This is a genomic window from Streptococcus sp. FDAARGOS_192, from assembly GCF_002073815.2.
Lineage (GTDB): Bacteria > Bacillota > Bacilli > Lactobacillales > Streptococcaceae > Streptococcus > Streptococcus salivarius_H.
In genome coordinates this window covers 891296-906168 of the sequence record NZ_CP020431.2, presented here as the reverse complement: position 1 = coordinate 906168, position 14873 = coordinate 891296, and the positions used below count along the sequence as shown (strand labels likewise).

10 protein-coding genes are annotated in these 14873 nt (G+C 42.1%); 8 read left to right on the top strand and 2 right to left on the bottom strand.

The window, feature by feature from the left end:
- Positions 1–203 precede the first annotated feature (203 nt).
- Complete coding sequence (locus A6J31_RS05330) at positions 204–4058, top strand: GH32 C-terminal domain-containing protein (protein ID WP_080610610.1); 3855 nt, start codon at positions 204–206, stop codon at positions 4056–4058.
- Positions 4059–4127: 69 nt separating this feature from the next.
- On the opposite strand, the gene sdaAA is transcribed toward A6J31_RS05330, so the two are convergent.
- On the bottom strand, positions 4128–4997 hold the full coding sequence (gene sdaAA, locus A6J31_RS05325) for an L-serine ammonia-lyase, iron-sulfur-dependent, subunit alpha (RefSeq protein WP_002891209.1): 870 nt from the start codon (positions 4995–4997) through the stop codon (positions 4128–4130).
- Between the two features lie 12 nt (positions 4998–5009).
- Positions 5010–5681: an L-serine ammonia-lyase, iron-sulfur-dependent subunit beta gene (sdaAB, locus tag A6J31_RS05320; RefSeq protein WP_002891207.1), complete on the bottom strand. Its 672-nt coding sequence runs from the start codon at positions 5679–5681 to the stop codon at positions 5010–5012.
- A 278-nt stretch (positions 5682–5959) separates the two neighbouring features.
- On the opposite strand from sdaAB, the gene A6J31_RS05315 reads away from it, so the two are divergent.
- The 7 genes from A6J31_RS05315 (at position 5960) to A6J31_RS05285 (ending at position 14493) form a co-directional block, all read left to right on the top strand.
- Complete coding sequence (locus A6J31_RS05315) at positions 5960–6655, top strand: YjjG family noncanonical pyrimidine nucleotidase (RefSeq protein ID WP_002891206.1); 696 nt, start codon at positions 5960–5962, stop codon at positions 6653–6655.
- Positions 6656–6726: 71 nt separating this feature from the next.
- Positions 6727–8514: an excinuclease ABC subunit UvrC gene (uvrC, locus tag A6J31_RS05310; RefSeq protein WP_080610609.1), complete on the top strand. Its 1788-nt coding sequence runs from the start codon at positions 6727–6729 to the stop codon at positions 8512–8514.
- Positions 8515–8602: 88 nt separating this feature from the next.
- Entirely contained in the window at positions 8603–10153 is a 1551-nt protein-coding gene (cls, locus tag A6J31_RS05305) for a cardiolipin synthase (protein WP_192573934.1), read from the top strand.
- Between the two features lie 80 nt (positions 10154–10233).
- A complete protein-coding gene (locus A6J31_RS05300) occupies positions 10234–10746 on the top strand; it encodes a GNAT family N-acetyltransferase (RefSeq protein ID WP_080610607.1) in 513 nt (170 codons plus the stop codon).
- A gap of 130 nt (positions 10747–10876) precedes the next feature.
- Positions 10877–12451 (top strand): cardiolipin synthase, encoded by a 1575-nt coding sequence (cls, locus tag A6J31_RS05295; protein WP_080610606.1) that lies wholly within the window; start codon positions 10877–10879, stop codon positions 12449–12451.
- Between the two features lie 15 nt (positions 12452–12466).
- On the top strand, positions 12467–13120 hold the full coding sequence (locus A6J31_RS05290; RefSeq protein ID WP_002891197.1) for a DNA alkylation repair protein: 654 nt from the start codon (positions 12467–12469) through the stop codon (positions 13118–13120).
- Positions 13121–13416: 296 nt separating this feature from the next.
- On the top strand, positions 13417–14493 hold the full coding sequence (locus tag A6J31_RS05285; protein WP_003096845.1) for an aspartate-semialdehyde dehydrogenase: 1077 nt from the start codon (positions 13417–13419) through the stop codon (positions 14491–14493).
- Positions 14494–14873: the final 380 nt, after the last annotated feature.

The window sequence follows — 14873 nt, the reverse complement described above, 5'->3', positions numbered from 1 at the left end:
GAAAAAAATTACAGAAAAAGATGGTATTTTCAGATTATAGTGCTATAATGATATTAAAAGTAAACGTTTACCGTTTTAATGTAAATCCTAGAGATATTTCCGGAAACTTTGATAGGCTTATTAATAAAGGCAAATGTATTGACTTTGAATTTTCATGAAAAATGAGTTAACATTTAATGTTACTCTAAAGAAGGAGAAGAGTCATGAATGATACTGTTTGTAAAAATTGGTTTATGCGCAAAAGTGGGAAGACTTGGGTCTACGGCTGTGCCTTGGTAAGTTTTGCAGGTTTGGCCCTGGCTGGTCCTGTCTATGCGGACCAAGTGGAACAGGCAACTGTGAGCCAAGTATCTCAAGAAGTGGTAGCTCAAACTGACCATCAAGTTACCCCTCAAGCGGAGCTTGCTCCTAGCACGACCAAGGAAGTCCCCCAAGTGGTAGAGCTGAGCCCCTCCCTTGTTTCCGAATCTGCTAAAACAGCTCAAGAGAATCCCACTCAGCCTAGCCCTGACCAGTCAAAAGAAGTACAAACACAGGCTAGTGAGGCTGAGAAAGTGACTAACCAAGCGCAAGAAGCCGATTTGAATCAGACCAGTCAAGAACAATCTCCAGTTGTAACGAATAGCACCAGTCCTGTTCATGTGACAGCAGAAAAAACGGATTTGCCTAATAATGAAGCGGTTACCAATCTAGAAGGGATGACCGCAGACCAAAATGGCCACTGGGAAATGCAGGCTGATGGTATTCATTCAGAAGCCAAAGACAAGGGAGACTCTTTCCTTTATTCTCAATCCGAGGGCAAGAATTTTATCTATTCAACAGATGTGACCTTCAAGGAAGCTGGTGGTGCCGCTGCCCTCATTTTCCGTGGTAACAATGATAGTAGCGATAAAAATATGTACGGGGTCAACGTAGACTCTGGTAACCATAAGGTTAAGTTTTGGCGTTGGGTCAATAATCATGATATTCAACTTGTAGACGAAAAAGATGTAACACCAACTGCCGATGAAACCTACAATCTTAGAGTAGTTGCGGCTAATCAGTGGCTATCTTACTATGTCAATGATGTGCTTGTCGCAAGTACAGGTGATGCTGTTCTTCAAAAAAGTGACAAGGGTCAACCTCAAGTCCTTCCAGAAGGTTACTTTGGACTTCTTAATTGGAATGCAAATGTCATTTTCAAAAATACCCGCTATGTCAATCTCGATGATGCCAGTCTTCCTTTGATTGACAATCTTGTGGTGACCTCAAAGACAGGTTCTGTTGAAAAACAAGCCCAATTCTTCTCTGAAGAACCACTCCATATCCAATATGTGGGACACAATGCTGAGACTGTAGGACTTGACATCACTAAGCATAATCCAAATGCTGTTATCAAGGTAGAAGATGCCAAGGGAAATGTCTACACAGATATTTCACAATTGCCAGTGGCTGTAGGTGCCAATTACTTTACTATTGAAAGTAGTGTGACCGATTCGCTTGGTCGTCCAGTGACCTTGACTTACCGTGTTAATATCCACCGCAGACAGAGTGATGATGTCTATTACAACGAGCTTTATCGTGATCAGTATCATTATTCTGTCAAGGATGGCTGGGCTAATGACCCTAATGGCTTGGTCTTCTACAAGGGACGTTACCATCTCTTCTATCAATTTTACGATGATACCAAATGGGGACCAATGCACTGGGCCCATGCGACCAGCCGAGACTTGCTTCATTGGGATGAAGAGCCGATAGCCTTTTATCCAGATGCGACGGGTCACATGTTCTCAGGCTCTGTCGTGGTTGATAGTACCAATAGCTCCGGCCTCTTCAAATCTCCGGAAGGTGGCCTGGTAGCTATTATTACTTCAAATGGTAATGGGCAACGGATTGAAATCGCCTATAGTGAGGACGAGGGTAGAACTTGGCAAAAATATGACAAGGTAGTTGCCGACTGGTCTCAGGACCCCCTTCAAAACCAAGATTTCCGTGACCCTAAGGTCTTCCGCTGGGATAACCAATGGTTTATGGTCCTTGCTGGTGGTCCACTCCGCATTTATTCTTCACAAGACTTGAAGAACTGGCAAGTTGAAACAACCTACAAGGATTTGCATACGGAATGTCCTGACCTTTATCCGATTGTAGCCAATGATGGTGCACTCAAGTGGGTCCTCTCACGTGGCGGTCGTTCTTACAAGGTTGGTGATTTTAAACAAGTGGATGGCAAGTGGGCCTTTGTAGCTGATGATGTTTACCAAGACCATGACGAAATCATGAATTTTGGTAAGGATTCCTATGCTGCTATGACTTATTATGTTCATGATTTTGGAACAGCTGACCATCCCAACATCCCACAATTGACTGAAATCAACTGGATGAACACTTGGGAAGATTATTGTAATCTGGTTGCAGATACTGTAGGTCAAAAATTTAATGGTACCTTTAACCTTAACCTTGACCTTGGTTTGGTTAAATCAGGCGACCGTTACCTCTTGACCCAAACCCCTGTTAAGGCCTACGAAAGCCTTCGTGACACAGAAAATGCCCAGTATTTTGAAAATGTCACAGTGGCTTCTGACAATGAATTGCTTAAAGATTTCAAAGGCGATACTTATGAAGTGGTTTCTCACTTTGTACCAGGTAAGGACACGACAGCAGTTGGATTTAATCTTCGCGTTGGTGATGGTCAAGCTACTAAGGTCATTTACGATTTAACTAAGGAAACTTTGTCTATTGACCGTAGCCAATCTGGTACTATCCTTTCTGATGCTTTTGCTAAGGTTAATAGTCAACAAGTGACTCGCAATGAAGATGGTTCTATTGATTTGCATCTTTATGTGGACCGTGCGAGTGTAGAAGTCTTTGCTAAGGGAAATACGGTAGCTGGTGCTAATCAGATTTTCCCAAGCCCAAGAGCCGTTGGAGCAAGTGTCTTGGTTGAAGGTGGTCCAGCCAAAGCAAATATTGCTATCTACCCAATTAAGAGTACTTGGACTGACAAGAAGGAAGTTACAAAGGCTGTTGCTATGAACACCACAGTTGCAGGTCATTTGGCTCTTGAAGTTGGTCAAAGTAAGGACTTGCAGGTTTACCTCGCACCGGCTTCTGAAGAGCAAGATGTGACATGGACAGTAAGTGATCCAAGTTTGGTGTCCTATACTGAACATGACAATAAACTTTCTCTTAAAGCCCTTCACAAAGGTCATCTCACTGTCACAGCAACTTCAGTTGAAAACCCATCATTGACCAAGACCTTTAATATTGACATTACGCTCAACAATTTTGCTACCAACCTTAAAGGCTTAAAGGCTGTTACTGGTAATTGGTATATTGATGACGATACCCTTTACGATAGCAATGTCAGTGCCAATGACTTCTTCATGGCCTATGAAAGTAATGGCTTCAAGCAATTTGACTATGATATCGATGTCAAATACCAACATGGTTTGGTCAACCTCTTTGTAGCTGCGGAACGTGAAGAACCAGGTCGTGCCTACTCTGTTCAATTTGCTGATAACGACACTGTTCGTCTCTTCCGTTTCGGTGGTGAAACCATCGCTGAAGCTCACTTGGATAGGGCTATCAATGACGGCCAGTACCACCATGTTAAGGTTGTGAAAGGCAAGGACACCATGACAGTCTATGTCGATGGCAAGGAAGTGCTCCATCATCAATTTGATGCTGTGGATAATTACTTCAATCAAGCCCATGTCGGTGTCGGTCTTTGGGATGGAGCAGTAGAATTCAAAAACTTCTTCGTAACTGAAAAAATGACAAACACAAGCAGTGACACTACTGACGAACCAATCAAACCTGATCCTCAGCCAGAACCAAGTCCAGAGCCTGAACCAACTGGGCAAAATAATGGTCACGACAGTACAAACACAGTGCCAGATTCATCTCAGGATAATACTAGTAAGCAAGAAGAAAGTAACACTCCAGTGGAAACACCTAAGACTGTCACTCCACTAGTTGAGAACCTCCTCAAAAAATTCAACGCATTTAGTCTCTCAACCTTCCTTGCAAATATTGCCAAAGAAACATGGCACTTTTTGACAAAATGGCTATTCAGCTAAAATAAAAACGTTGAAAAGACTATGTAAGAAGAAAAAACTTAGAAGTATGAAAGCTTCTAAGTTTTTAAATCACCCAAAAATTTCTTTTGCGAGTGCCTTTCCTTTCGGAGTTGCTGCTAAGCCACCCTCAGCAGTTTCCCGAAAGGCAGTTGGCATGGCTGAACCAACCTGATACATCGCGTCAACAACCTGATCGACTGGAATGGCCGATGTGATACCCGCCAAGGCCATGTCAGCAGCTACTAGGGCAAAACTTGCTCCCATAGCATTACGTTTGACACATGGGACCTCAACCAATCCGGCTACAGGGTCGCAAATGAGTCCCAACATATTCTTAAGCACAAAGCAGATGGCCTGGCTGGCTTGGAAAGGTGTTCCACCAGCAGCTATTGTAATAGCGGCAGCAGCCATAGCAGAGGCGGAACCGACTTCTGCTTGGCAGCCTCCCTCGGCACCAGAAATCGAGGCATTATTTGCGATGACTAGACCAAATGCACCGGCAGTGAAGAGAAAATCCAATTGTTGTGATTCGGTTAAGCCCAGTTTTTCGATAGCAGTTGTAAGAACAGCAGGTAGACAACCAGCTGATCCAGCAGTTGGTGTGGCACAAACCAAGCCCATCTTGGCGTTAGATTCATTGACGGCCATGGCATTTCTAGCAGCACCTAAGACGGCAGAATCAGCCAAGGTCTTTCCATTTTTGATATAGGCATCCAGTTTGGCAGCGTCTCCCCCAGTTAAGCCAGTTGGTGATTTCTCAGGAGACAAACCAGCCTGAACAGACTCTTTCATCACTTCAAGATTTCTAGCCATCAGAGCTAGAATTTCAGGACGTTCCCGTCCAGTTAGCTCTGTCTCTGTGGCAATCATGAGCTCGGCGATATTGCCTTGGTAATCTCGGTCAGCTTGTTGAACTAATTCTTCAATAGTGTAAAACATGCAATCCCCCTCTTAGCTGAAAAAGTTGACATTATGTAGATGAGGAATTCTAGCGATTTCAGTGACGGCCTCATCACACTGGTGCGAGTCGATTTCAATAATCATAATGGCCTTTTCACCGGCATTTTCCCGAGTAACAGTCATTTGGGCGATATTGATGCCATATCGCGACAAAATATCTGTGACAAGGGCAATCATTCCTGGAACGTCTTGGTGGACAATGATGAGAGTTGGTGTATTCATCTTGAGATTGACCGCAAAACCATTGAGTTCAGTTACTTGGATATTCCCTCCACCGATAGAAACACCTGTGGCAGAAATGGTTTTTTTATCATTTTTTAAGGTAATACGAGTCGTATTGGGATGCGGCGCATTACTATCCTTGTTGATTTTCCAGTAGACCTTAATGCCTTTTTCGTATGCGATATCCAGGGCGCGTGGAATGTCAGGGTCGTCCGTTTCCATACCTAAAATACCAGCTACTAGAGCCACATCAGTCCCGTGACCTCGATAGGTCTTGGCAAAGGAATTAAAAAGTTGAAATTCTACCTCAGTCGGTGTCTCACCAAAGATGGCAGAAACAATCTTGCCAATACGAACAGCTCCTGCAGTATGACTAGAGGAAGGCCCGACCATGACAGGACCGATGATGTCAAAAACGGATTGAAATTTTAAATTTTTCATAACACGCCTCGTTTGATTAATCTTGTATTTTCAGTATACCACGAATTAGAGAGATTCGCTGTTTAAGTAAAAATCTATAGGAATAGTAAAAAAACAACCGACTTTAAGTTTTCTTTAAGGTTCAATGGATATAATTGAAGTCTATTAAGTAAGCAATACTTATTTTTCATAAATCTGAGAGGGCGGCCTGCGGGTCGCCTTTTTGTGTTTGTTTCTTTATATGTAGCTGGATTGTGGTAAAATAGAGCCTAAAGATTTCCAGTTAGAAAGGATATACCATGACCTACACGCATTTGCTTTTCGACCTTGACCACACCCTCCTAGATTTTGACCGTGCTGAAGATTTGGCTTTGACCTACCTTCTTGAAGAGGCTGGGGTGGCTTCACGAGATCTTAAAGTTTACAAGGATCACTATATCCCCATGAATCGTTCCATGTGGGAAGATCTCAATCATGGTTTAATCACTAAGCCGGAATTGCTTCGCACGCGCTTTTCTCGTCTTTTTGAGCATTTTGGACAGGAGGTTGATGGCAGTCACTTAGCTGGCCGTTACCAGCATTTCTTGAGCCAACAGGGGCAGGAGTTGCCTCAGGCCCATGCTTTCTTATCGAATGTTAAAGACCGAGGTCACATGATATATGCAGCAACTAATGGTGTTAGCTACATCCAACGTGGTCGTCTGCAAGCCTCAAGCATCTTGCCATTCTTCGACGATATTTTCATTTCAGATGAAGTGGGTGCCCACAAACCGTCTACTGACTTTTTTGAAAAAATTTCGGATCAGGTAAATGACTTTCATTCCGATTCGGCCCTCATGATTGGTGATAGTCTAACTGCTGATATTCAAGGTGGTAATAATGCAGGAATTGACAGCATTTGGTTTAATCCAAATGGTTTGGTTAATGAGACTCCAGCTGTTCCAACTTATCAAGTCAAAAACTACCAAGAAATTTTGACAATTTTGAGCAAATAGACCACTTTTCAAATTGTATTTACCTATGACTACTAAGAGCTTTTCAGCTCTTTTTTTGCTACAATGAAAGCATGAATGATCTGATTAAACATAAGTTGGAATTGCTCCCAAACAATCCTGGGTGCTATCTCCACAAGGACAAATTCGGCAATATTATCTATGTCGGTAAGGCTAAAAATCTAAAAAATCGTGTGCGTAGCTATTTTCGTGGAAGTCATGATACCAAGACAGAGCTTTTGGTATCTGAGATTGCAGATTTTGAATTTATCGTAACCGAGTCCAATATTGAGGCCCTGCTTTTGGAGATTAATCTTATCCAAGAGAATATGCCCAAATTCAACATCCGCCTCAAGGATGACAAGTCTTATCCATTTATCAAGATTACTAAGGAGCTCTATCCAAGGCTCTTGATTACCCGCCAGGTTAAGAAGGATGGCGGTCTCTATTTTGGTCCTTACCCAGACTCTGGTGCGGCCAATGAAATCAAGAAACTGTTGGACCGTATTTTCCCCTTTAAGAAATGTAAAAATCCCGCCAACAAGGTCTGTTTCTATTACCATATTGGCCAATGTAATGCCCATACCATCTGTCACACCACTGAGGACTATTGGCAAGGTTTGGTTGAGGATGTCAAGAATTTCCTAAACGGTCATGATGATAAAATCGTTAATCAGCTTAAGGCCAAGATGAAGGATATGTCTGACCAGATGGAGTTTGAGCGTGCTGCGGAGTATCGTGATTTGATTGAGGCAGTATCGACGCTGAGGACCAAGCAAAGGGTTATCCGTCAGGACATGCAGGACCGTGATATCTTCGGTTACTACGTGGACAAGGGTTGGATGTGTGTTCAGGTTTTCTTTGTTCGCCAAGGAAAACTCATTCAGCGTGATGTCAATATGTTCCCTTATTATAATGATGCTGAGGAAGATTTTCTAACCTATATGGGTCAGTTTTATCTGGATAGTCGTCATCTCAAGCCTAAGGAGATTTTCATTCCAGGAGACATTGATCAAGAGTCTGTCGAAGCTCTAGTTGGAGATGAGGTCAAGGTCTTTAAACCTCAACGTGGCGAGAAGAAGCAGTTGGTTAATCTGGCGACGAAAAATGCCCGTGTCAGTCTGACTCAAAAATTTGATCTTCTTGAAAAAGATATAGCCAAGACCCAAGGAGCCATTGAAAATCTAGGCAAACTCATGGGAATTCCGACACCGGTTCGCATCGAGTCCTTCGATAACTCTAACATCATGGGAACGAGCCCTGTATCCGCCATGGTCGTCTTTGAGAATGGAAAACCCAATAAAAAAGAGTACCGCAAATACAAGATTAAGACGGTTGAAGGGCCTGACGATTATGCCAGCATGCGTGAGGTCATTCGTCGACGTTATAGTCGTGTCAAACGCGATGGGCTAACACCACCAGATCTTATTATCATGGATGGTGGTCAAGGACAGGTCAATGTGGCCAAGGATGTCCTACGCAATGAATTGAATCTTTCTATCCCAGTTGCGGGGCTTCAGAAAAATGACAAGCACCAAACCAACGAATTGCTCTTTGGGGACCCCTTGCAGGTCATTGATTTGCCACGGCAATCCGAGGAATTTTTCCTTCTTCACCGTATCCAAGATGAAGTTCACCGTTTTGCTATCACCTTCCACCGTCAAGTTCGTAGTAAAAATAGTTTCAGCTCCAAACTTGATGGCGTGGAGGGCCTTGGACCTAAGCGCAAACAAAAACTTCTCAAACACTTCAAGTCTATGACAGCTATCCAAAAAGCTACTGTTGAGGACATCCAAGCACTTGGCATTCCAGAAAAAGTAGCAGAGGCTCTGTTAGATAAGTTAAGTGAAGATAACAATTAAAGAAACTTAAATTCATTAAGCCATTTTTTTGTTATAATAAGAATAATTAAAAAGGGAAAGGAGTCCTGCTATCAAAAACGAAGCTAAAATTGAACGTCTTTATGATAGGGGACGTCGTGGCTTTCTTCGAGGTATCTTTAGTCGTGCTACGATTATCTTCCTTATCATCTTACTGCAGCTTGTTGTTGTAGCTATGTCTTACCTTTGGTTGAGTCAGTATAGAGTGCACCTGCAGGTGACAGAAGTGGTCCTTCGTATTCTAGCCATCATCTATCTCTTCCAAAGTGATATGGAATCAACGGCTGTTAATACTTGGTTGCTGATTGTTTTACCTTTCCCTATTATTGGAACCTTACTCCTAGCCTATACAAAACTAGATTTGGGCTATACAGGGATGAAGCGTGCGATTCAGAGCAATATTGACCGCAGTTGTGGAATATTGAAACAGGATGATAAAGCTCTCGAAGAGCTTAAGCAACGTCACACGAGTAACTACAATTTGGTTCAGTATCTTGAAAATGTTAATGGGCATTTTCCTGTCTATCGTCATAGTAAGACGACCTATTTTCCAAGCGGAGAAGCCAAATTTGAGGAAATGAAGAAACAACTCCTTAAGGCGGAAAAGTACATTTTCTTGGAATATTTCATCATTGACGAAGGTGAGATGTGGGGTGAAATCCTGGCTATCTTGAAACAGAAGGTTCAAGAAGGGGTGGAAGTACGTGTCATGTATGATGGCATGATTGAATTTTCAACCTTGAGTTTCGACTATAAGAAACGTTTGGAGAGAATTGGCATTCAATCTCGTGTTTTTGCGTCAGTAATGCCTTTCTTGTCAACCTATTACAATTACCGTGACCATAGAAAAATCTTGCTGATTGATGGTAAGGTAGCCTTTACAGGTGGGGTTAATCTAGCTGATGAATATATCAATAAGATTGAGCGTTTTGGCCATTGGAAAGATACTGCACTCATGGTTGAGGGGCCAGCGGTTGATACTTTCTTAGTCCTCTTCCTTCAAATGTGGACTTACTCACATGAAACACTTGATGTGACACCATATATGGTTGAACATGAGACCTTTGATACTCCTGGTTTTGTTGTTCCTTACGGGGATATCCCACTGGATAAGGATAAGGTTGGTGAGAATGTTTATATTGATATTCTTAATCATGCGCGTGATTTTGTTCATATCATGACGCCCTATCTTATTTTAGATGGAGAGTTACTACATGCTTTGAAGTTTGCGGCTGAGCGTGGAGTTGATGTTAGTATCATCATGCCTGGTATTCCTGATAAAAAGTCAGCTTATTACTTAGCTAAGACTTACTATCCAACACTTTTAGCATCTGGTGTTAAGATCTATGAGTACACACCCGGTTTTGTTCACGCCAAGATCTTTGTGAGTGACAATAGTAGGGCTGTTGTAGGAACAATCAACTTGGATTACCGCAGTCTTTATCATCACTTTGAGTGTGCGACTTATCTTTATAGGACGTCATCAGTGGTTTCCATTGAGGAAGATTTCCAAGCGACCAAAGCCAAGTGTCATCGAGTTAGTGTCGCCGAGATTGAAAATCTGCCGTTCCATCAAAAGGCTTTAGGATTATTGACTAGATTAGTTGCTCCGTTGATGTAGTGACAAGACTTGTTAGAAGAGGGTTGAGCCCTCTTTTCTTATAGTTTAAAATAAAGGTAATGAAGTCGAAGGAGAAAATGATGTTAACTATTCGTCCAGCCAAGTTATCCGATGCACCAGCTATTCAGGCCATCTATGCACCTTATGTTGAAAAGACAGCTATTACTTTCGAATACGAGGTTCCCAGCGTTCAAGAGTTTGAAGCACGCATCAGCAAGACACTTGAAAAATTCCCCTATCTAGTGGTGGAAGAGGATGGCCGAGTTCTCGGCTATGCTTATGCTTCAACCTATTATGCTCGTACAGCCTATGATTGGACAACAGAATTGTCTATTTATCTTCATGAAGATGCGCGTGGTCGAGGTTTGGGAAATCAGCTCTATGATGCCCTTGAGGAGGAACTTGAGAAGCGAGGGTTCTTGCGTTTCTTAGCCTGCATTGCAGTCCCTAATGAGGCCAGCGTTGCTATGCATGAAAAGCGGGGTTATGTCCAAGTTGCTCATTTTCCAAAAGTTGGCTACAAGTTTGAGCAATGGCACGATATCGTCTGGATGCAAAAAATCCTGGATGGGCCTGTTAGAAAGATACAGTAGATGCCCCATCAATCTTAAATCGCAATGGCTAATTATCTCTGCCTTTTGCATATGCTAAAATGATACTAATAAAATCACTGGGAGAGACCGAAAAGTTTGTGGTGCTCCCCCATACATGAGAGGAACCTATATGACTCAAGTAACCAGTGCTAGACTGTTACCCCAAAAGCCCTCCAGATGGGCTAAAAGTCTTCTTAATCGCAAGGTACCTATTTTCCTGTTCTTCTTACTGGAATTGACTTTTCTCGTTTTCTCATATCTCAGTCTACAAGAGCATTTTCCATCCATTATCTTATGGGAACACTTGTTGAGTGTTTTTACCTTCTTTTATTTGCTGAATCGTTCCATGGATTCTCGCTCCAAATTATCCTGGCTGATTATCATTGCTCTTTTCCCAATTTTTGGGACAGCCTTGCTTTACTTTTCACTTGCTGATTTGGGTGTGAGACGGTTGAAGAAACGACTTGAGGATGCTACAGTGCAAGCTTCTAATTATTTAAGCACCGATCCAGAAGTAGCTGATTATTTATCTCATGGAGATCGTCAACTACAGCGTTTAGCTTATTTTCTGGAGCATAGTCCAGCTCAGTTTTCTATCTACAGAGATACTGAGGTGACCTATTTTCCACTTGGAGACGACATGCTTCCAGCACTGTTGGAGGATTTGAAAAAGGCGGAGAGTTATATCTTCATGGAATATTTCATCATTGACGAAGGAATCATGTGGGGCGAGATTTTAACCATTTTAGAGGAGAAGGCCAAGGCAGGTCTGGACGTTCGTGTCATGTTTGATGGGATGAATGAGATGACTACCTTGTCCTACGATTATATTGAGCGACTACACAAGGTTGGTATTAAAGCCCAGGCCTTCTCACCAGTCAAGCCTATTCTATCAACCTATTACAATTACCGAGACCATCGAAAGATTACAGTGATTGATGGGCAGGTTGGTTATACTGGTGGCGTTAATATCGCTGACGAGTATGTCAATAAACGAGAACGCTTTGGCCATTGGAAGGACACGGCCCTTCGCTTAGATGGTCCAGCAGTTCAAACGCTAAAAGCTCTCTTTTTGACCATGTGGACAGTGACTGGAATAGAAGATAAAACGGATATGGAGCACTATTTACAAGAAAAACCTCAAAAAAGGAAGAGTTCGGGCTTTGTACTCCCTTATGGCAATTCACCGCTGACCTACCACAAGGTTGCAGAAAATGTTTATTTACATCTTCTAAATACATCAACTAATTATGTCTATATCATGACGCCTTATCTGATTTTGGATGACGAATTGGTTCGAGCCATGACCTTTGCGGCCAGACGAGGTGTTGATGTTTGTATCATTATGCCAGGAATTCCGGATAAACAGTATGCCTTTGATATTGCGACTACCTATTTTAAAGCCCTCTTGGAGGCTGGCGTCCGTATTTTCCGCTATACCCCAGGTTTTGTCCATGCTAAAGTTTATGTTTCTGATGGTCAACAAGCTGTTGTAGGTACCATTAACACAGACTATCGAAGTCTCTATCAAAATTTTGAAGACGGGGTTTATCTCTACAAAAATCTGGAAGTGCTTAACATAGAACAAGATTTTGAGAAAACCCAGGTGCTCTCAGAGGAAGTCACTCTGGAAAGTTTGTCAAAAATGCCTATAGCACATCGTCTAGGTGGCTATCTCTTTTCTCTGATTGGACCATTGATGTAAAAAAGGAGAAATCATATGGATACAAAAATGCTTTTGAAACTGTTAGAAAACCAAGCTGATCCAGCGAAAGTCTCAGCAATGGAAGCTTATATGAAAAATAAATTCAGCTTTCTTGGCGTTCAAAAACCAATTCTCAAAAAGATTGAAAGAGAGTTTTTTAAGCCTTTCATAAAGGATCCAATTGATTGGACTTTTGTGGAAGAGTGTTGGCAGCAACCTTACCGTGAGTTTCAATATATTGCTATGGATTATCTGGATAAAAAGAAGAAGGAGCTTAGACCTGAAGATTTTTCAAAGCTAAAGGAATTGGCTCAAACCAAATCATGGTGGGACAGTATAGATCAGTTGGACCGTATCATCGGGGAGATTACTTTTCACTACCCAGAAACCAAGAATATCATGCGTCAATGGAGTCTGGATGAGGATTTTTGGTTGAGACGTATTGCCATCGACCACCAGCTTATGCGTAAAGAATTGACTGATACAAACCTCTTAGCTGAGGTTATCTGTAACAACTTTGGACAGACTGAGTTTTTCATTAACAAGGCTATCGGTTGGAGTTTGCGCAATTACTCAAAGGTAAATCCTGATTGGGTTCGAGCTTTTATTGATCAACATGCTAGTCAAATGGCATCTCTTAGCATTCGTGAGGGAAGTAAGTATTTATAGAAATCAAGAGCTTGACTCTGTCGTTCATTATGCTAGAATAGAATCATGCGATGAGTCGATTGGCTCTCTAGAGCCTTTTGCGCTGAGGAGGTCTACATTAAATTGTAACGCAGGAGCGGACCTTGAGTAGTTGTGTGAACCTGCTACTCTCATCGAAAGATGCCTCCTATCCCTTACCATTTGGTAGGGGATTTTTTCTTTATTCTTGGCGTTTTAACCCTTTTCAACTGGGCTTAAACGTAGTATAATAGATTCACTAAACTAAATTGATAGAAAATTCCGAAAGAGGTTTTACTATGGGATACACAGTTGCTGTTGTCGGTGCTACAGGTGCCGTTGGTGCTCAAATGATCAAAATGTTGGAAGAATCAACACTTCCAATCGATAAAATTCGCTACCTTGCGTCTGCACGTTCTGCAGGGAAAGTCTTGCAATTTAAAGGACAAGATGTGACTATCGAAGAAACGACTGAAGACGCATTTGAAGGTGTAGATATTGCACTTTTCTCAGCTGGTGGATCTACCTCTGCTAAATATGCACCATACGCTGTTAAAGCTGGTGCAGTAGTCGTTGATAATACATCTTACTTCCGTCAAAACCCAGATGTACCATTGGTTGTACCTGAGGTCAATGCACATGCGCTTGATGCTCACAACGGTATTATCGCTTGCCCTAACTGTTCAACGATTCAAATGATGGTTGCCCTTGAGCCAGTTCGTCAAAAATGGGGTTTGGACCGTATCATCGTGTCAACTTACCAAGCCGTATCAGGTGCTGGAATGGGAGCAATCCTTGAAACACAACGTGAATTGAAGGAAGTTTTGAATGACGGCGTTAACCCACGTGATGTTAAAGCTGAAATCTTGCCATGTGGTGGTGATAAGAAACACTTCCCAATCGCCTTCAACGCTTTGGCTCAAATCGACGTCTTCACTGAAAATGACTACACTTACGAAGAAATGAAGATGACAAACGAAACTAAGAAAATCATGGAAGACGATAGCATTGCCGTATCAGCAACATGTGTGCGTATTCCAGTCTTGTCAGCTCACTCAGAGTCAGTTTACATTGAAACAAAAGAAGTGGCACCAATTGACGAAGTGAAAGCTGCTATTGCAGAATTCCCAGGTGCAGTCCTTGAAGACGACGTTGCTAACCAAGTCTACCCACAAGCCGTTAATGCTGTAGGTTCACGTGATACATTCGTCGGACGTATCCGTAAAGACTTGGATGCTGAAAAAGGTATCCACATGTGGGTTGTTTCAGATAACCTCCTTAAAGGTGCCGCTTGGAACTCAGTCCAAATCGCAGAAACACTCCACGAACGTGGTTTGGTTCGCCCAACTTCAGAATTGAAATTTGAATTGAAATAGGGAGCAAAACAGAAATCAGTAACTCGAAGAGTTTGATTTCTCCTTCGCTTTTATAATTTAAGGCTTAGGCTATAAAAGTCCACAGGACTTTTATACCACCCCCCGCACAGTTGATTAGGAAGTACGAATGTTGTAGACATGAGTAGTTCCAATCAATCACTGCGTTATGATTCAGGAATCAGTAAGGATTTAATGTTGTATTTAAATACTAAAGTCAAGCTGAATCCTATAAAGCAGAGAGACTTCTCTCTGTTTTTTTGTTTATTAGCTATCAAATGGAAATAGTCAGTCCTCACGTTTTCAGAAAATTGTCAACTTATCTGTCTGTCTTGTCAAAATTATGGTAAAATGGAAAGGATTAGAAAACGGTTGAAGGAGAA

What these genes read in the sequence shown, in the direction of transcription:
- sdaAA (WP_002891209.1), bottom strand. Translation starts at nt 4,997, where the DNA reads ATGTTTTACACTATTGAAGAATTAGTTCAACAAGCTGACCGAGATTAC.
- A6J31_RS05315 (WP_002891206.1), top strand. Translation starts at nt 5,960, where the DNA reads ATGACCTACACGCATTTGCTTTTCGACCTTGACCACACCCTCCTAGAT.
- uvrC (WP_080610609.1), top strand. Translation starts at nt 6,727, where the DNA reads ATGAATGATCTGATTAAACATAAGTTGGAATTGCTCCCAAACAATCCT.
- A6J31_RS05285 (WP_003096845.1), top strand. Translation starts at nt 13,417, where the DNA reads ATGGGATACACAGTTGCTGTTGTCGGTGCTACAGGTGCCGTTGGTGCT.
- cls (WP_080610606.1), top strand. Translation starts at nt 10,877, where the DNA reads ATGACTCAAGTAACCAGTGCTAGACTGTTACCCCAAAAGCCCTCCAGA.
- A6J31_RS05330 (WP_080610610.1), top strand. Translation starts at nt 204, where the DNA reads ATGAATGATACTGTTTGTAAAAATTGGTTTATGCGCAAAAGTGGGAAG.
- A6J31_RS05300 (WP_080610607.1), top strand. Translation starts at nt 10,234, where the DNA reads ATGTTAACTATTCGTCCAGCCAAGTTATCCGATGCACCAGCTATTCAG.
- sdaAB (WP_002891207.1), bottom strand. Translation starts at nt 5,681, where the DNA reads ATGAAAAATTTAAAATTTCAATCCGTTTTTGACATCATCGGTCCTGTC.
- A6J31_RS05290 (WP_002891197.1), top strand. Translation starts at nt 12,467, where the DNA reads ATGGATACAAAAATGCTTTTGAAACTGTTAGAAAACCAAGCTGATCCA.